Below are 17,880 nucleotides of genomic sequence, written 5' to 3' on the forward strand. Positions count from 1 at the left end.
CCAAGGATAAAAATGAAGCTTGTCAGTTTGTGGGCGATGGCCACTTTGACTGGCCTCAAGGTGTCGTTAGTGCATGCGGAGAGTGTGTCGAATATTCCGGTTGTTGCGCCTCTTTATTACAGTGGTACTTTAATAAAAAATAATATTTTAAATCAGTTTGATACGACTATTTCAACGGGAAGAGATGTTACTGCATTTACGATTGCAGGCATGACATTAGATGCTTATATTCTGACACTTCCTCTTGATGTTGAAACCAAAAGTAGAGTAATTAAACGCCTTTCTAACCCTTTTTATAGTATCTCTTTAGGCCACTTCCTCTACGTTTTTTATGATCAATACAGCCGAGCAGAAAACCAAGACCAATTTCGAAAATATTTATTTAATCATTATTCTTCTTCTCAATTAGCAGGCTGGCAGCATTCTCTTTTTCGTCTGGATGAAGAGACATCTAAAATAGCAGAAGAAGAATTAAGCGATGATGTTGAACGCCGTGAAGGGGTGACGATGAATCGTCAGTTTTTCGCGATGTTAGTGAGTATTTATGATGAACTCTTTAATAATGATGATTGGGAATTAGCGAAGTCGTTACCCGATCATTATCAATATCTTACTCACTCACCAAAAGACCTCGCCACTATTGAGCATGTTCAATCTTTATTGATAGGAGAACTTGCGAAATATGCGAACAGCATGCCTCAAGGTGAGATGAAGGCGGCAATGAATGCCATTTTGGACGATGCTCAACCTGCGAATAAAGATAAGGTAAACAATAAAGCGCAAGCATTAACGATCACGTTAATCGATTTTGTTCGTATGAATGTTTTAAAAGCTTATCGTCAATATGTTCAGCCGACACAACGTGCCGACGTTTTCACTGAATGGATGCAAGATAAGCTAGATGAAAACCCTGATGAGTTAATTGCTTATTTACAATCACGACAGAACCGACCAAGAGCCGTTCAAATTGTCGTTGATGGTTTAAGCCAAGGTTTAATGGAAGGATTGTCACAATCTAAAAGTAGCCCTTATTTGCAACAAGCACTCAAGCAAGATCAGGTATTTAAAGATTATAAACCCACGAGTGCGACGGCCAAGCCAGAGCATATACCTCAACATCGTTTTCTGAAGCAATTGACCTCTCAAGGTGAAAATGATCCTAACTATTTACCCTTTTTTAAGCGTTTGTATCAACTACACGGTAATGGCATTGCCAGTGATGGTATTTCATCGACTCCAACAATTAGTGTTCGTAACTTACCCATCGTGAAAACTGGTGCTGCAGTTGCTGGTAAAGGCGGAACAGGGATCCCTAATTTCCATTTTGTAGATAGACAACAAGATCGTGCTTATTACTTTTTTGGTAATGATGCTTTGCAATTGGAACCTTTAACCGAGCAACGTGGTATGAAAACCATGTTCGACCGTTTAAATTATTTGAAAACGATGAACTGTAATGCTCAATATGATTGGAATGCACAACTTAGTTTTGATGCGCTGGTGAATTTAGGGCTTGGTGAATCGATACGCGATTTTGGCGAACAACGTTGCATATTAGAGTTGAAACGAAGAGCGCAAGTTGAAACGGTGGTAGCGGAAAAACGAAAAAACTTAATTAAAGAACTCAAAGCCTACCAAGAGCTGGGTGGTTGGAGAGTGCTGACCAAGATAAGCCAAAAGGGTGTGTTGAATGACCAAATTGCTGAATTAGCCACACTGAATGAGCAAGCTATGCCCGATTACTTGTTAATGTATAACCCATGGCCGGATCATTTTGCTCATTTTAAAGGGCCATTTGGTGATGAAATCATAAGCCCAACGGGAGAGCTTAATCGATTAGACTTCTGGTTAGGGCAACTTGACGACGTTTATCAGCAAGCCGGTATACATCCACAAACATTATGGGGTATGGCTGGAGATCACGGATTGTCTGCGGTTCATTATACGCTGAGCCCAGAAAAAGTAGTCTTGGAAGGTTTGAAAAAACAAGGCGTTGAACTGAAAGTGTTAAAAATTTCCTCAGATGAAGGTGAAGGGCCTAAAATGACTAACGCTTTGAATTACCCGAGTAATAAAGGGGTGGATGTTGTGATCGCATCAACCGCTGGTGGTAATTATATGATGGACTTTTTTAATTCGAAACGAGGATGGAAAGTTCAGCCGCTTTATGAAGAATTGGCCCAGTTTACGCCTATTTCTGGGGGTAAGACGATTAATATGATTGATGAAATCGCATATCGATTACGTGAATCGTTAGATTATTTAGTGGTTCGTGAATCAGATTGCTTACCTGAACATTGCGCAGTGCGTGTGGTGGGCTATCGTCACGGTAAGCTTAAAAATGAAGTGATCACACGTGTTGGCGATCATATTTCTTACCAATCTGCGGATGGAAAAAATGAACCGGAATTATTATCAGTTGCTCATTCTAACCCTTATAAAGCGGCATTAACCAATGAACAAGTGAAACGTAAACAAGTATTGATGCAAACTTGTATGGCGCAGAAAGGTTGTATTCGTTCGCAATGGCGTGAATTAACCGCCATGAGTGCTAGGCCGGATTCGGTGATGCAATTAATCCATTTATATGAGGATGATCGAGCCGGGACGGTGAATTTATTTCCTAAAGATGGGTTTGGATATAATACGTTGGTTCCGGGGCGTCATGCCGGTGAAACGTATTTAGAAAAAGATGCTTTTATTGGGTTTTGGAAAGAGGGTATGCAACCTAAAGTCCGTCTTGGCGCGGTGGATAATGGCTCATTGGCGCCTACTTTATTTGAATATTTGACGGGTAAGCCAGTTGAAGTTGGAGTGGATGGTTGGGGATATCCATCGGTATTAAAGTCTCTTCAACAGTAATTTGTGCAATAAAAAAAAGGTTACCGCGAATGAACCGCGGTAACCTTTTTGAATCTTAATAAAGCTTAAATAGTGTTGGAGAAATTATTTTTCTGCTGCTTTTTTCGCTTGCTCAATCCATGAATCAAATTGGTTTTGATGCGCCTTAATCCAAGCGTTGGCATGGGCTTCAATGTCAGCGGGTTTATTTTGCCCTTTTCTCATCATCATATTCTGTTGGCTAATATCGCCGATGTTGAGTTTCATGATAGAAAACAGTTTGGCTGCCGCTGGATTGGCTTTGGCGAACGCTTTATTGGCGACGATACGCATGGTATTAACTTGGAAGCCATAGTTTTTACCATTCGGTAGCGCGGTATCTTGCTGTAGTCCTTCAGGCATGGCGGAGAAAGGCACTTGTAGCCAAACCACATCTTTGCCTGGCACTAATACGCTGCTGACCCAGTATGGTGTCCAAGTGTAGTACAACACCGGCTGACCGCTTTTATAGCGTGAAATGGTGTCGGCAATTAAGGCGGAGTAGCTGCCTTGACGTTGCGTTACGGTATCTTTTAAACCGTAGGCATCAATTTGGTGGTTGATGATGGATTCCGTTGTCCAGCCCGGTTCACCACCGGTTAAATCGGCTTTGCCATCGCCATCAGAATCAAACAGTTTGGCGAGTTTTGGATCTTTTAGCTGCCCAAGGTTGGTGATGTGGTATTGATCGGCGGTTTTTTTATCGATCAGATAACCTTGCGCCGCGTTGTTGACGTAGACTCCTTTACGATAGAACTTGTCATCGCCACCACCCATTTCGTATTTGTCTTTTTGTTGTGGGTCCCAGTTAACCGCTAGGTAGGTGGCATCACCATTGGCTATCGAGGTGAAAGCGACGTTGTAGTCGACCTCTTTGGTGGGTTTGACGGTGTAGCCCAGCTTTTCCATGGCTTTATTTACGAGCAATGTTTGAAAGGTTTCTTCTGCGATGGTTGATTGTACCGGTTGTACGGTGATCCCTTCGCCCGGTAGATCGCTTGCAAAAGCAGACAATGAAATACTACTTGTCGCCAGCATAGCCATTGAAAGGGTTTTCGCTATCTTTTTCATCCGTGATGTCTCTATGTTTTTTTAATTTATATTGATATAAGAAAAGCTGCCAAGATAGGCAGCTTGATAGGCTTAATTTGAGCGCTGATTATTGAGCGGCAGCTTTAGCTTCGGCTACCCAAGCATCAAACTTATTTTGGTGTGCTTTAATCCAAGCGTTGGCGTGAGATTCAATATCTGCAGGTTTGTTTTGACCTTTTTGCATCATTAAGTTTTCGGCACTGATGTCGTTAATATTCATCTTCATGATGGCAAATAATTTAGCCGCAGCTGGGTTTTCTTCCGCAAATTTTTTGTTGGCAATAATGTGCATGGCATTCATCTGGAAGCCATAGTTTTTACCATTCGGTAATGTGGTATCGATATCGCTACGATCACCTGGTAGTGAAGAGTGCGGCACTTCTAACCATACAACGTCTTTGCCGGGAACCAATACACCACTTACCCAGTATGGCGTCCAAGTGTAGTAAAGCACTGGATCGCCATTTTTATAGCGAGAAATGGTATCGGCGATAATCGCAGCGTAGTTACCTTGGTTGTTATCTACGGTCGCTTCTAAGCCAAAGTCTTTTAACTGATGGGCGACCACGGCTTCACAACCCCAACCTGGGTTACAACCGGTTAAATCGGCTTTACCGTTACCGTTGCTATCAAATAGCTTGGCCAGTTTAGGATCTTTTAATTGACCAATATTGGTGATGCCGTATTTATCGGCGGTCTTTTTATCAATTAAGTAACCTTGAGCCGCACCGGTAACATAAGTGCCTTGGCGATAAAATTTATCATCGCCGCCAGCTTGCTTGTATTTGTTGTCGTGCAGTGGAGCCCAGTTAACCGCTAAGAAGGTCGCATCACCATTGGCGATCGAGGTGTAACCGACGTTGTAATCGACTTCTTTAATCGGTTTAACATCGTAACCCAGCTTTTCCAGTGCCTTATCCACCACTAAGGTTTGAAAGGTTTCTTCCGCAACCGTGGATTGGATTGGCTGAACGCTAACGCCTTCTCCGGGTAGCGTTTCGGCATTCACTGCAAACGAAGTCGCAGAGGCCAGTAAGGTCGTCGTAAGTAAAGTTTTCATCCGTGTTGTTTTCATCATTTCTCCTATGATTTCTTTTTTACGCGTAAGTGTGTAGGACGTTATTGTGAGCGCTAGAGCGTGGTTGCCCCAGATTAAGAAGCCTTCATTTCATTCGATTTTTTGGGTGTGCCTTTGATGAGTCTATAGATCAATGACACTGGGCCTGTTTCATACCAACGAGTCTTTTTATCGCGTGAAGCAATACCGATGGTTTGGGTTAAGCGGTCTAACAAAATTGCTAGGATCACAATGCCTAAGCCGCCGACAGCAGCCAGACCCATGTCTAATCGGCCGATACCACGCAGAACCATTTGACCTAAACCACCTACGGCAATCATGGAGGCAATCACGACCATTGACAGCGAAAGCATTAAGGTTTGGTTTACCCCAGCCATAATGGTTGGCGTCGCCAGTGGTAATTGAATGCGATACAGCATTTGTTTTGGGCTCGCACCAAAGGAATGACCGGCTTCGATAAGCTCTTCAGGCACTTGTTGAATACCTAAAATGGTTAAACGTACGATAGGCGGTAAGGCGAAAATAATCGTTACCACCACGCCCGGCACGTTACCAATACCAAACAGCATCACGATAGGCACTAAATAGACAAAGGCCGGTGTGGTTTGCATGGCATCAAGTACAGGCCTAATAATTCGGGCTGCGGACTGACTGCGTGCTAACCATATCCCCATCGGAAGGCCAATTAATAAGCAGAAAAAGACGGAGGTCAGAACCAGCGCTAACGTCACCATCGCTTCAGACCAGGCACCAATAAACCCAATGACGGCTAAAGAGACTAAGGTCGCAAAGCCCATTTTTTTGCCTGCGAATTGCCATGCAATCAACACCAATAAGCCAATCATAATCAGCGAGGGCGTTGAGACTAACGCGGTTTGAAACGAGGTTAAGATAAAATCAATCGGTACTCGTATCGCTTGGAAGAGCGGTCGCCCATGAGCAACCAGCCAATTCAACCCACTTTCTACCCAGTGATCAAATGGGATCACTGCATCTTTGAATGGGTGCGCCCAGTTGATGCTGTGTTCAACCGGTTGGCTTGGCGTATTGCTTAACCATGAGGTTGTACTTTCTGCTGAACTGGCCGTTGCCCACGGATCACTTGATGTGGTTGTCGTGGCTGAGGCCCACGGATCGGCAGCCTGTGCTGCACTTACAGTTGTTTCGGTCGTCATAATATTACTCTCTATCTAAAGTTTGAAGCAGGCGAGTTTTGGTGATCACACCGTGATAAGTGCCGTCTTTCGCCACCACGGGAACCCCATACGGGACTTCAGCGACTTGGCTAATCAATTCACTTACCGGAGTATCGGCATCCAGAGAAAGGGTGCCTTCCAATAACGCAGAGCTAAGCGAACGCTTTTCTTTGTAAGCGGCTTTTAGAGAGTCTTGCGACACAATACCTGTGTATTTGTTGGCTTTATCGACCACCACACCATAATCGCGGTCTTGGTCTGATAAAATTTGCAATGCCGCGGCGGGCCCATCGGTTTCGCCTTTTTTAAATACGGCAGCGGGTTTTTTACGGGCAATGTCTTTGGCGGCATAAACATCCGCGACATTCACACCACTGAAGAAAGATTCCACGTAATCGTTAGCCGGATTTTGCAGAATTTCATCGGGCGTACCGACTTGCACTACCACGCCATTTTGCATGATGGCGATACGGTCACCGATACGCATGGCTTCATCTAAATCGTGCGAGATAAAGACGATGGTACGGCGGTCATCGTTTTGTAGTCGAATCAGCTCATCTTGCATTTCTGTTCGGATCAGCGGATCGAGCGCAGAAAAAGCCTCGTCCATTAATAGAATGTCCGGATCGGTAGCTAATGCGCGAGCTAGACCAACACGCTGTTTCATACCACCAGACAATTCATCTGGGTACGATTGACATTGGCTTTCTAACCCAACACGTGCGAGTGCATTACGAGCGGCATCATTACGCTTATCCAAATCAACGCCGGCGAGTTCTAAGCCGAAGGCCGCGTTCTCAATCACACTCATGTGAGGCATTAAAGCGAAGTTTTGGAAAACCATACTGATGTTATTACGGCGTACGTTGCGCAGTTCTTCATCGGAAATCACCGCAATATCTTTACCGTTTAAATAAACATGGCCGCGAGTAGGCTCAATTAAACGATTCAATAAACGTACTAAGGTTGATTTACCTGAACCAGACAGGCCCATGATGACGAAAATTTCGCCTTCGTTAATTGATAGAGAAACATCTTTCACCCCAACCGTCAGTCCGGTTTTGTCAAAAATAGCATCTTTATCAAGGCCTTTTTCAAGGAGAGGAAAAGCTTCTTCTGGTGTTTCTCCAAACACCTTATAGAGGTTTTTTACTTCTAATTTTGTCGTCATTATTTAGCATCCTTGGCTATCATTTTTTACAAAGTCAAAACATCTAACACCCTGTAAATTAGTTAGTACTCTAAACAAAATGTCATCAAATTGCAAAAGTTAGACGAAGTGCACACTCTTATGTAATTAATAACAAGCATGTTTATCATTGTTTGGCAAAACAAGATTTTCGAATGATCGTTTTTATTTATGTTGTTGATTATTAATGGTTTGAGTGTTTATTTTAACTCGGTTTTTGGGGCTGTTATTTAAGTGAATAATTGCAGGTAATTATTTTTGAATAATATGTTTTAACTATTGCAAGGTTGAGTTGAATGTTATGACCTTGAAATTGATTACATCAATAATGGATTTCTTACTGGGTGGCGGTTAATGGCTTGTTAATGCGTGGCTTCAGGTTGGTTTTTTTGAAACCACCTTGATGAATAATTCAGTTTAACTTCAGCGTCGCTTAAGTTTTGTTTCTTACAGTTATTGCATAACCTTGATAGAGGCATGCATTTATGAAAAGACACAACTCACCAACCCTGAATCTTATGGTCATTGATTCTCATCACCCAAGATGGCAAGAAGCGATTGACTATATTGCCTTGCGTTATTGCGAAGCGTTTTCTGCTCATGTGAATCATTTTATGCCCCGTTTTATGGCGTTATCTGATCATGAAAAGATCCTAGCTTTATGCGGGATTCGCTCGGGTAATGAAGGTGAGTTGTTTTTAGAGCAATATCTCGATACTAGTGCGGAAAGCATACTCTCCCAAGTCTTCTCGACTCCAATTCCCCGTGACAAATTAATAGAATTTGGCCAGTTAGCTTCTTTTGCTCAAGGGATGTCTCCTGAGCACTTTTATTTGATGGCATCCACCTTAGTTGAGCAAGGTTTTGAGTGGTGTATTTTTACGGCAACCGATCCACTGTTTCGCTTGATGAAGCGTTTAGGGTTAGAGCCCACCGTTATTACTGAAGCCGACCCGAGCCGCATTTATAACGCCAAGCAGGTGTGGGGGACATATTACGAACATCACCCGAGAATTCTGGCTGGTAATTTAAAGCAAGGGTTAGCGCGTTTGCACGCCATTCATCTTTCAGCCTACCCCCAGCTTGATAATGTCAGTGAGGTGAAATAACTATGAATCCGATCTTATCTGCGATGAAGCATTGGGCGAACACGACGCCTGAAAAATATGCCTTTATTGGCCAGAATGCCAATGGCGGTGTGGAATCCATTAATTACCGTGAACTGATGGTACGAGTCACTCAAGCTGGCTATTTTTTACGCTCGTTAAATACGCAATGTGTGGCGTTAAAAGCGGAAAACAGTTTGGCATGGATGATCATTGATCTGGCATGTCTGTATGAAAATATTTGCATGGTGCCAGTGCCAACCTTCTTTTCCGCCAGCCAGGTTCAGCACGTTTTGGAACAGTCGGGTGCTGATGTCTTGATCGGTGATTGGCCAGACGAAGGCAATGGCAATGAGATTGAAGGATTGAAGGTGTCTACACGTGCTTCTTCCCATCAAAATCAACGCTTAGCGGGCACGTTTAAAATTACCTTTACTTCCGGCTCTACCGGCACGCCTAAAGGGGTGTGTTTGAGTGTGGAGAATCTTAGCAAGGTGACACAATCGCTGGCAGATTCGGTTCAAGTAGGCTCGTCAAAGCACCTGGTGTTCTTACCGCTATCAACCTTATTAGAAAATATCACCGGTATTTATGTGCCTTTGACGTTGGGGGTAGCGTCACTGATTTTTCCTGGAAAAGGAATTGGTTTAAGTGGTTCAAGCCAATTTGATGCTCAGCGATTTGCACAAGCGATAGCTACTTATCAACCTAGCAGCCTAGTGTTAACGCCTGCGTTATTAATGGCGCTGATACAGATTGTGGCTCACCAACCTGATCTCGCAAAAAGCTTAAATTTTGTTGCCGTGGGCGGAGCCCGAGTGGCGGCTCAATTAATACAAAAAGCCCACCAATTATCCATTCCTGCTTATGAAGGTTATGGGTTATCTGAATGCGCTTCAGTCGTGAGCCTCAATACTCCGGCCATGATGAAAGCAGGCACTAGTGGGCAGGTTTTAAATCATGTTCAAGCCAAAGTTTCAAGCGATGGTGAGTTATGGGTAAAAGGGAATATCGCGTTGGGGTATCTGGGCGAACCTTTTGCTGATGAATGGTTGGCAACGGGCGATCTTGCTGAACTGGATAACGGTTTTGTGACGCTAAAAGGACGTAAGAAAAACCAAATCATTACGAGCTTTGGACGCAATATTTCACCTGAATGGATTGAATCAGAAGCTCAGATCTACTTACCGGGTTGCTCAATGATTATTAATGGAGAAGGTCAGGAAGGGCTGACGGCGGTGGTAGTAAACCGATCTGATTTGCTTTCTGGTATTGAGCAATTGAATCTAACTTTACCCGATTATGCTCAGGTAAAACGAGTCGTGGTTTTGGCTCATTTTACGGGACGAAATTGGTTCACTTCCAATGGGCGACCGAAACGGAATGAAGTGGAAAATTGGATACAAACCTATTTAAGCAATCGTGATAGTGCTGCGACGCAACACAATACATTAACGGTTTACAAGGTAGAGGCCTCATCTGATGTCGCTACGCAATGTTAAGGAACAAATGATGACTTTATTTTTTAATACGCTCCAACAACGTACCCAAGAGGCTCAGCAAAAAATGCTGTCGGCACCGGTAATTAAAGCCTGTATGCAGGGCAATATTGACCGCGATATGTACATTCAATTTCTAACACAAGCGTTTCACCATGTTAAGCATACGGTGCCGCTGTTAATGGCATGCGGTAGTCGCCTTTCTTTGGAAAATGAATGGGTTCGTGAAGCGATTGCAGAATATATTGATGAAGAAAAGGGCCACCACGAGTGGATCTTAAATGACATTGCTGCGTGTGGTGGCGATGCGCAAGCGGTGCGTTTTAATCAAGGTTCTGGCCGAGTAGGTGCGCCGATTGAATTGATGGTGTCGTACTTATATCACCAAATTGATCGACATAATCCGATGGCGTTGTTTGGCATGGTGTGGGTACTCGAAGGCACGAGCGTCGGGATTGGCGGCAATATGGCTCAAATGGTTAAGCAATACCTTGATTTGCCGGAACAAGCACTAACGTATTTAACCTCGCATAGTGTGCTTGACCAAGAACATATTCAGTTTTTTGAAACCTTGATGAATAAAGTGACCAATGAAGCGGATCAAGAAGCCATCATCGAGTCGGCTAATATGGTGTACGCCTTATACGGTGAAATGCTGAATAGTTTATATCAAGCGAATTAATCATGGCTAAGGACGAAAGATGGAATTAACCAATAAGTGCATCATGCTGACCGGTGCGTCGGGAGGGATTGGGCAAGCTATTGCGATGTTACTGAGCGCGAAGGGAGTCAAATTGATCTTAGTCTCTCGTAATAAAGAGCGTTTGCAGCAATTAAAAGCTTCTTTAACACGACCTGAACAGCACATTTGTTTAAGCGCAGATATGACCACTGAGCAAGGAATGGAGCAGATCAGTCAGTTGGTTCATCAATACAAGCAAAGTGGTGGCGTCATTGATGCGTTGATTAATGGCGCTGGCAGCAATGAGTTTCAATATTTCGCTCAGCGCTCGGTAAGCTCGCTTGAACAAGAGCTGCGTTTGAATTTGTTATCACCTATTTTGTTGAGTCAGTCTGCATTGGGGTGGTTGCAGCGACCGGGCATTATCTTAAATATAGGTTCGGCTTTTGGTTCGATAGGTTACCCGGGTTATGCCAGTTATTGCGCAGCTAAAGCAGGCATACATCGATTCAGTGAAGCGCTCGACCGTGAAATGGATGGCGCAAATATTCGCGTGTTGTACCTTGCCCCTCGTGCGACTCAAACCGAGATGAATAACGCCACTGTGCGAAGTTTAAATCAGCAACTTGGCAATAAAAGCGATACGCCTGAAACGGTGGCGCAATGTGTCGTTGATATGCTGCAAAAAGAAACCGCGAGCAAATGGATCGGTTGGCCTGAAAAGTTATTTGCTAAGGTCAATCAACTGTTTCCTAAATTGGTGTCTGCGTCGATTCGTAAACAGCAATCGGTTATTCAGCACTTTTTAAATCAGGAATCTTAAGGAGGTAACCATGAAAACTGTTATCGCAACGATGTCTTTATTGGCTCTGTCGGTCGTGGCACCATCTGCCATGGCAGCAACTTCACTATTAGACATTCAGCATCAATGGGCAGATTGTCAGTACAACCAAACCAAAGATGAAGATTTGCAAATAAAGTGCCTGGAAAACACCATTGCGCTGAATCAACAGGCGTTAAAAGCCAAGCCGAATGATCCTGATTTATTAGTATGGTTAGGCATTAACGAAGGCACACTTGCTGGAGTGAAAGGTGGACTAGGTGCGTTATCTCTCGTGAAAGATGCCAAAAAGCAATTTGAGAAAGTGATTGAAGTGGCGCCAAATAGTTTACAAGGTTCGGCTTATACGAGTTTAGGCTCTTTGTATTATAAAGTACCGGGCTGGCCAGTAGGGTTTGGCGATGATGATAAAGCAGAAGAAATGCTGAAAAAAGGGCTCGCAATTAACCCGAATGGCATTGATTCCAATTTCTTTTATGGCGAGTTTTTAGCAGATCAGGGCCGTAAAGAAGAAGCATTAAAATACTTAAATAAAGCGCAACAAGCGCCAGCACGTCCAGATCGTCCTTTAGCCGATAAAGGTAGAAAACAAGACATCGCTAAGGTGTTGGCAACATTAAAATAGCCAGAACAGCAGAGAAGGTTTTGCTGCCAGTGAAAAGATAAGAAAAACGCACATCTTTTGGGATGTGCGTTTTGTTATCGTGGTGTACTCATTACGTCAAATTGGACTTATAAAGTACAGACTTTGGTCCAGCTACCATCGCTGCCAGGGACAGAAGCGGTCCACCATTTTGCTTCATAAACCACACCATCGCTGATGACTTTATCACCTTGGCTGGCATGATCTTGTTGAGGCAATTCAGGGTAAGTGACAAGACCTGTACTATCACACGTTTCATTGCCGCCACCATTTTCACCGCCACCGTTGTTTACCGTAAGGTCTGCAATCGGCAGTTCTGGATGCTCAAACTTAAAGCCGTAGTCCACACCATTAATATTCACGGTGTAGTTGGCAGGGCCTGAGATTGGTAGGTAATAAACCATATCCAGTTCATAAGATTCACCCGCTGGTAGTGCTTTCCAAGACGGCAGAGTAAAGGCTGCACGATGCATCACTCCATCTAAACCTCCCACATTATCGGCGCGAGTATGACCCGAGCTAATGACGGCTAAGCCACCGCCGGATTGGTCTTTGGCGTTATCTGGCGCAGAGGTTGGAATATCGAATTGGAATTCCGTGCCGCCAGGAATATCTTGACCGGTATTGTTGGTAAAGGTGACTTTCGGATTGATCGGGTAGTTCTGATCGCCCACTTTAAAGCCGCCAATGCTAACTGAAATGTCTACCACTTGATCGGGCATAGCACCTGTTGCGACTTTATTGCCGTATGGCGCTGCTGACTTAAACTCATCGTAGATAGTCTTAGTCATGGTATTACCCATGTGGTATTCACCGTTACCGCTCGCACAAGCTTGTTCGGTCGGATCAACATCAGTACGGTTTCCGTTGGCATCTAAGACATAGCAGCTGTAGTCGCCCGCCAGTTCCCAGAACATGATGCCGCCAATACCTTGGTCGATAACGTATTGCGCTTTCGTGGTGATAGACTCTTTATCTTCAGTCGATAAGAAGACTTTTTTCTCTTCATTCCAAAGCCATGGTGCAACCGCGACATCATCGTAGTAACGAGTGTACGTTCCCGTCAGTGCATCCGATGGATCCGTGTCAGGTTTCAAACCATAAGCATCGGCATAAGAACCCCAAATGCCTTTTTCAAGGTTTTTGGCATGCCACATTGGGTTCGAGCCTGCGCCCATTTCATTGCCTTTTGGATCGGTATCGTGCCACATGTTGTCGATACCAATTGCGCCATGGCCACAGTTGTTTTTCTCGCCTTCACCAGTGCCATCAGCACATTCAGATTGGTTTGGTAGCGCTGCTTTACCCCATAAACCATGGTCGCCACCGGTCACGCCTTGCCAACCACGTGTATAGTAAGGCACACCGATATTAATGCGGCCCGCTGGCATTGAGCCACGGAAGTAGTGATAAGCCCAATCGGTATTGAGATACCCAATGCCACCGTAAGCAGCCGTGCCGTAAACATTCCATTGCGCAAGCTCGGAATCTTTACCTGTGTCGTACAAAGCAGCATTGTGGCCAACATGATCGTTCCAAGCACCGTGTAAGTCATAAGACATGATATTGACGTAATCGAGGTACTTAGTCACATCAAAGGTTTCCATGCCGCGTAGTAGGTAACCTGAAGACGGCGCAGCAATGGTGAGCATGTAATATTGATCATCTTGCGCTGAAGCTTTATCGATTTTCTCACGTAATACTTGCATCAACTCTTGGTAAGAAGCCCAAAGGTGAGCACGACGAGGTTCCATGATGTCTTTGTCTAGTGGGTTACCTGCACCAGCCATTGAGGTTGGGTATTCGTAATCAATATCAATACCATCAAATTGATATTTGCGGATCAGTTCAACCGCTGAGTCGGCGAATTTTTCAATTGCCGCGTGGTTAATTGAACCATCGGCATTGGTGGTCATAGTGTAGAAGCCACCATCATTGATACGTGAGCCATCGGCAGCAAAATGCCCGCCCGTTTCAGCCCACCCACCAATGGAAATTAAGGTTTTCACGCCATAGCGTTTTTTGTAAGTGGCGAGTGCACCGAAGTGACCTTTAAAACCAAGTTCAGGATCAACATCGACGCCAGGCCAAGTCTTACCAACGGCAGGGTTTTCAGGATCATTAACATCACCAATATTCACTTTGCCGTCTGAGCCAATGCTAACAAACGCATAGTTGATATGAGTCAGTTGTTCCCATGGGATGTCTTTAACTAGGTATGCCGCTTGTGGATCATCACCCGAGCGCCAACTTGTGAAGTAACCAATCACACGGCGAGGGTGATCCGCGCCCATGATTTCACGGCCTTCTTCATCATAAGCATCACAGTAAGGCACATTCACGCCTTCCGTTTGATACAAACCATCTGGGTGGCAAGTTGAAGCCACTGGTTGATCACTAAGTACTTTTAATGTCGTAGCGGTAGATTCTGTTGCTGCGCCTTCATTATCCGTCGCTTTAGCGATCACTGAAACCGAGCCAGTTTGAGTGGTGGTGTAATTTAGTGTGTATGGCGCCGAAGACACTGTGCCGACTAACGCACCAGCTACATAAAAATCTACCTTATCAATCGTGCCATCAGAATCGGCGGCGGTTGCCGTTAAGGTGACGACTTCACCAACCGTCACACTGCTGCTTGAAAGCCCAACAGAAACGGTTGGCGCTTGGTTGGTCTCTGTTGAAGACGTGGCAATGTCGAGTGTGACTGAGCTTGTTGTGCTGTTGGCGCCTTGGTCATCATAAGCAACAGAACTAAAAGTATGTGAACCAGAAGTGGCCGTCCACGTTGCTGAATAAGGGGCGCTAGTGGCTTGAGCAATCACCGCGCCGTCAACTAAGAAATCGACGCGCGCAACTGTGCCGTCAGAATCGGCAGCGCTGGCCGTTAACGTGACTACATCGCCTTCTGTCAGGCTTGCAGTTGCTAGTGGTGCGGTGAGATCAACCGTTGGCGCTTCATTGGTGACGACATCCGTTGTACAAGAATCGACGAGCGCCCAAGCTCCCCATTCACCAGCATCTTTAGGGCTGTTTCCCTGGGTCCAATATTTGGCACTATAAGCGTTATTATCCTGCTGAACTTGATCGCCGCCTGTATAAACGGTGCCAGCATCCCACTCTTCAAATGTGCTGCAATCGACTGCCGCATAACTGCTAAATGCCATCATGCATGAAGCGGTTAGTGCGCTTAGTCTAAAGGCATTTTTTCCTAACCTGTTTCGACCTGTAGCCATACTCAATTATCCTTAACGTATTGTTATAAAATTAAAATTTATAAATCATCGCTGATGGTGAGAACTTTCATTCTCCTGCGAAACAACTGTAGGATAATTGGCGTAATACACACTTAAATTTTGTGAGAATTCGATAGTGAGTCGAAAAAATGTTCAGTTTTTATGTAATGACGCGTTGAAAATTGTTCCTTAGGGCAAGTTTTGACTTATTCTGACATTTCTATTTATTGAGATAATTCGCTTTTAATCAAAGCCTTAGCATGATTATGTTCTTTTTAATTCCAGTGAACTTAGTGAATAGATCGGAATGAAGTCTTATTGATAGATAGATATTTAATATAAAAATCAGATAGTAAGAGGTATTTATGTTGGTTTTTTTATTGATGTCGTGCGATGAAATTCTCAATGGAATGGGGATAATTTATTGTGTGAAAAATGTACGGGTAACTAATATACTCAAGTGAATTCGGCATCTTGAAGTTACTTGGGTATATTTTAATGAAATGCTATGCCAGCCACTGTTGCAACACTGACTGGCATGGCAGTTTAACTTAAGCCGATAATCTCACCATTTTCATCAATATCTAAACTCATGAAAGCGGGTTTTTCTGGTAAGCCGGGCATGGTCATTACGTTACCGCATAATGCGTAAATAAAACCGGCACCGGCGCATAATTTCAGTTCACGAATATCAACGATAAAATCTTTAGGTGCGCCTTTTACTTGGCTATCCGTCGTAATAGAAAGGGGGGTTTTTGCAAGGCAAACGGCCAGATTGGCAAACCCTTGCTCAGTGAGTCGAAGCAATTGCTGTTGCGCTTGTTCACTCAGATTAATTCGGCTAGCCCCATAACCTTTGATGGCCACTGCTGAGAGTTTATCTTCTAATGTATCCGTTAATTTATAGAGGGGCGTGAAGGTTGAGATCGCACTAGACTCACATTGCGCGATGACTTTTTGAGCCAAATCCAGTGTGCCTTGTCCGCCTTTGGCGAATCCTTCGCTTAATGCGACATCGACCTTGTTGGGTAAAGCGTGTATTAATTCGATGAGCTGTTGGATTTCTTCATCGGTATCTTGGGGGAAACGATTGATCGCCACGACAGCCGGGATACCATATTGATTGACGTTATCTATATGCCATTTTAAGTTAGTAAAACCTGCGATTAGGGCTTGGCTGTCGGGTTGGATCAACGTGTCGGGAATTGCTTGGCCAGGACGGAGATCATATAAGCCCGAATTGGCTTTTAAACCGCGTAAAGTAGCAACGATCACTGCACAATTGGGTGATTTTCCAGACACTTGCGCTTTAATATTGCAAGCTTTTTCAAATCCCATATCCGAACCAAACCCACCTTCAGTAATGGTGTAATCGGCCAGTTTGGTTGCAATGTTGTCGGCAATAATCGAAGAGTTGCCATGCGCAATATTGGCAAAAGGGCCTGAGTGGATCAGCGTTGGTACACCTTCGAGGGTCTGCATTAATGTCGGCTCAATCGCGTCTTTCATACACACCGTCATTGCGCCCGCTACTTGTAGGTCTTCGGTAGTGACTGGCTCGCCATCAAGAGTATAGGCAACCACAATTTGTCCAATACGTTTTCTTAAATCTTGTAGATCTTGCGCGAGTGCCAGAATCGCCATCAGCTCTGATGCTGCTGAAATATCAAAGCCATCGTGACGCTCAAAGCCATTAATGGTTTTACCCGATTCGTTCTGACCGACTGTGATCATTCGTAACGCGCGGTCATTATGATCCATAACACGTTTCCAAGTGACCTGTTGGCTATCTATGCGCAAGGCTTTTAATCCCGAGCGGTGCTCAAAGTCTGCATAACCTAAACGTTCTTCATGGTAGAGGCGGGCATCAATGGCCGCCGCTGCAAGATTATGCGCTGCGGTCACCGCATGAATATCTCCGGTTAAATGCAAGTTGAGCTGATCCATAGGAGCGACTTGAGAATAACCACCTCCAGCCGCACCACCTTTTACGCCAAAAATTGGGCCCATGGAAGGTTGGCGGATACAAGCCATCACAGAACGAGATAGTTTTTGCATGCCTTGGGCAAGCGCGATGGTGGTGACGGTTTTACCTTCACCAAGTGGGGTGGGCGTAATGGCCGTAATGACGACTAACTTTCCTGTTTGAGCATGTTGTAAGCGCTTTACACTCTGTAATGAGACTTTCGCTTTATGCCGACCTTGGCTTTGATATTCAGAAGGTTGTAACCCAGCCTTTTCTGCTATGGCTTGAATAGATTGTAAAGGTGCGGTGCGGCAAATATCGATATCAGATAGCATAAAACTCTCATCAATGGTGTTTAAATAGTTAAGCAATCGATTGCGGTTTGATAATAGCGTTTAATATTTGGCAATAAAAGTAAATATTGGAACTATTGGTCATCACCGGTGAGGCTTGGAGTGATTATATCAATCAAATA

The 17,880-nt window shown here is 44.3% G+C and carries 12 protein-coding genes; 6 read left to right on the forward strand and 6 right to left on the reverse strand.

Going from position 1 to position 17,880, the window contains the following annotated elements:
- The first annotated feature begins 12 nt into the window (after positions 1-12).
- Positions 13-2,862, forward strand: coding sequence for an alkaline phosphatase family protein (locus VRUMOI_RS12960; RefSeq protein WP_231897542.1), 2,850 nt, complete (start codon positions 13-15; stop codon positions 2,860-2,862).
- Positions 2,863-2,946: 84 nt separating this feature from the next.
- Here VRUMOI_RS12960 and proX (VRUMOI_RS12965) read toward each other — a convergent pair whose 3' ends face one another.
- The 4 genes from proX (VRUMOI_RS12965) to proV form a co-directional block, all read right to left on the reverse strand.
- Positions 2,947-3,951: a glycine betaine/L-proline ABC transporter substrate-binding protein ProX gene (proX, locus tag VRUMOI_RS12965; RefSeq protein WP_089139278.1), complete on the reverse strand. Its 1,005-nt coding sequence runs from the start codon at positions 3,949-3,951 to the stop codon at positions 2,947-2,949.
- A gap of 88 nt (positions 3,952-4,039) precedes the next feature.
- Entirely contained in the window at positions 4,040-5,032 is a 993-nt protein-coding gene (proX, locus tag VRUMOI_RS12970; RefSeq protein ID WP_231897572.1) for a glycine betaine/L-proline ABC transporter substrate-binding protein ProX, read from the reverse strand.
- Positions 5,033-5,124: 92 nt separating this feature from the next.
- A complete protein-coding gene (gene proW, locus VRUMOI_RS12975; RefSeq protein ID WP_089139276.1) occupies positions 5,125-6,225 on the reverse strand; it encodes a glycine betaine/L-proline ABC transporter permease ProW in 1,101 nt (366 codons plus the stop codon).
- Between the two features lie 4 nt (positions 6,226-6,229).
- Positions 6,230-7,417: a glycine betaine/L-proline ABC transporter ATP-binding protein ProV gene (gene proV, locus VRUMOI_RS12980; protein ID WP_089139275.1), complete on the reverse strand. Its 1,188-nt coding sequence runs from the start codon at positions 7,415-7,417 to the stop codon at positions 6,230-6,232.
- 503 nt (positions 7,418-7,920) lie between these two features.
- Between proV and VRUMOI_RS12985 the strand changes: the two genes are divergently transcribed.
- The 5 genes from VRUMOI_RS12985 to VRUMOI_RS13005 are packed head-to-tail and all read left to right on the forward strand — an operon-like array spanning position 7,921 to position 12,188.
- Positions 7,921-8,544 carry a thermostable hemolysin gene (locus VRUMOI_RS12985; protein WP_089139274.1) on the forward strand — a complete coding sequence of 208 codons (624 nt, stop codon included), beginning with the start codon at positions 7,921-7,923 and terminating at the stop codon, positions 8,542-8,544.
- Between the two features lie 2 nt (positions 8,545-8,546).
- Entirely contained in the window at positions 8,547-10,043 is a 1,497-nt protein-coding gene (locus VRUMOI_RS12990) for an AMP-binding protein (RefSeq protein ID WP_089139273.1), read from the forward strand.
- 10 nt (positions 10,044-10,053) lie between these two features.
- A complete protein-coding gene (locus VRUMOI_RS12995; protein ID WP_089139272.1) occupies positions 10,054-10,722 on the forward strand; it encodes a TenA family transcriptional regulator in 669 nt (222 codons plus the stop codon).
- A 19-nt stretch (positions 10,723-10,741) separates the two neighbouring features.
- A complete protein-coding gene (locus VRUMOI_RS13000) occupies positions 10,742-11,545 on the forward strand; it encodes an SDR family oxidoreductase (RefSeq protein WP_089139271.1) in 804 nt (267 codons plus the stop codon).
- Positions 11,546-11,555: 10 nt separating this feature from the next.
- Positions 11,556-12,188: a tetratricopeptide repeat protein gene (locus tag VRUMOI_RS13005; RefSeq protein WP_089139270.1), complete on the forward strand. Its 633-nt coding sequence runs from the start codon at positions 11,556-11,558 to the stop codon at positions 12,186-12,188.
- A gap of 107 nt (positions 12,189-12,295) precedes the next feature.
- On the opposite strand, the gene VRUMOI_RS13010 is transcribed toward VRUMOI_RS13005, so the two are convergent.
- Both VRUMOI_RS13010 and VRUMOI_RS13015 read right to left on the reverse strand, forming a co-directional pair.
- The gene (locus VRUMOI_RS13010; protein WP_089139269.1) at positions 12,296-15,439 is read right to left on the reverse strand and encodes a chitinase C-terminal domain-containing protein; all 3,144 of its coding nucleotides are present in this window, start codon (positions 15,437-15,439) and stop codon (positions 12,296-12,298) included.
- Positions 15,440-15,985: 546 nt separating this feature from the next.
- Positions 15,986-17,740 carry a formate--tetrahydrofolate ligase gene (locus VRUMOI_RS13015; RefSeq protein WP_089139268.1) on the reverse strand — a complete coding sequence of 585 codons (1,755 nt, stop codon included), beginning with the start codon at positions 17,738-17,740 and terminating at the stop codon, positions 15,986-15,988.
- Between the last annotated feature and the right edge of the window lie 140 nt (positions 17,741-17,880).

The organism is Vibrio rumoiensis (assembly GCF_002218045.2).
GTDB classification, from domain to species: Bacteria; Pseudomonadota; Gammaproteobacteria; order Enterobacterales; family Vibrionaceae; genus Vibrio; species Vibrio rumoiensis.

Excerpts from the sequence above, each read along its gene's own strand:
- proX (WP_231897572.1), bottom strand. The coding sequence starts at position 5,032 with ATGAAAACTTTACTTACGACGACCTTACTGGCCTCTGCGACTTCGTTT.
- proV (WP_089139275.1), bottom strand. The coding sequence starts at position 7,417 with ATGACGACAAAATTAGAAGTAAAAAACCTCTATAAGGTGTTTGGAGAA.
- VRUMOI_RS12985 (WP_089139274.1), top strand. The coding sequence starts at position 7,921 with ATGAAAAGACACAACTCACCAACCCTGAATCTTATGGTCATTGATTCT.
- VRUMOI_RS13000 (WP_089139271.1), top strand. The coding sequence starts at position 10,742 with ATGGAATTAACCAATAAGTGCATCATGCTGACCGGTGCGTCGGGAGGG.
- VRUMOI_RS12995 (WP_089139272.1), top strand. The coding sequence starts at position 10,054 with ATGACTTTATTTTTTAATACGCTCCAACAACGTACCCAAGAGGCTCAG.
- VRUMOI_RS12960 (WP_231897542.1), top strand. The coding sequence starts at position 13 with ATGAAGCTTGTCAGTTTGTGGGCGATGGCCACTTTGACTGGCCTCAAG.
- VRUMOI_RS12990 (WP_089139273.1), top strand. The coding sequence starts at position 8,547 with ATGAATCCGATCTTATCTGCGATGAAGCATTGGGCGAACACGACGCCT.
- VRUMOI_RS13015 (WP_089139268.1), bottom strand. The coding sequence starts at position 17,740 with ATGCTATCTGATATCGATATTTGCCGCACCGCACCTTTACAATCTATT.
- VRUMOI_RS13010 (WP_089139269.1), bottom strand. The coding sequence starts at position 15,439 with ATGGCTACAGGTCGAAACAGGTTAGGAAAAAATGCCTTTAGACTAAGC.
- proW (WP_089139276.1), bottom strand. The coding sequence starts at position 6,225 with ATGACGACCGAAACAACTGTAAGTGCAGCACAGGCTGCCGATCCGTGG.
- VRUMOI_RS13005 (WP_089139270.1), top strand. The coding sequence starts at position 11,556 with ATGAAAACTGTTATCGCAACGATGTCTTTATTGGCTCTGTCGGTCGTG.
- proX (WP_089139278.1), bottom strand. The coding sequence starts at position 3,951 with ATGAAAAAGATAGCGAAAACCCTTTCAATGGCTATGCTGGCGACAAGT.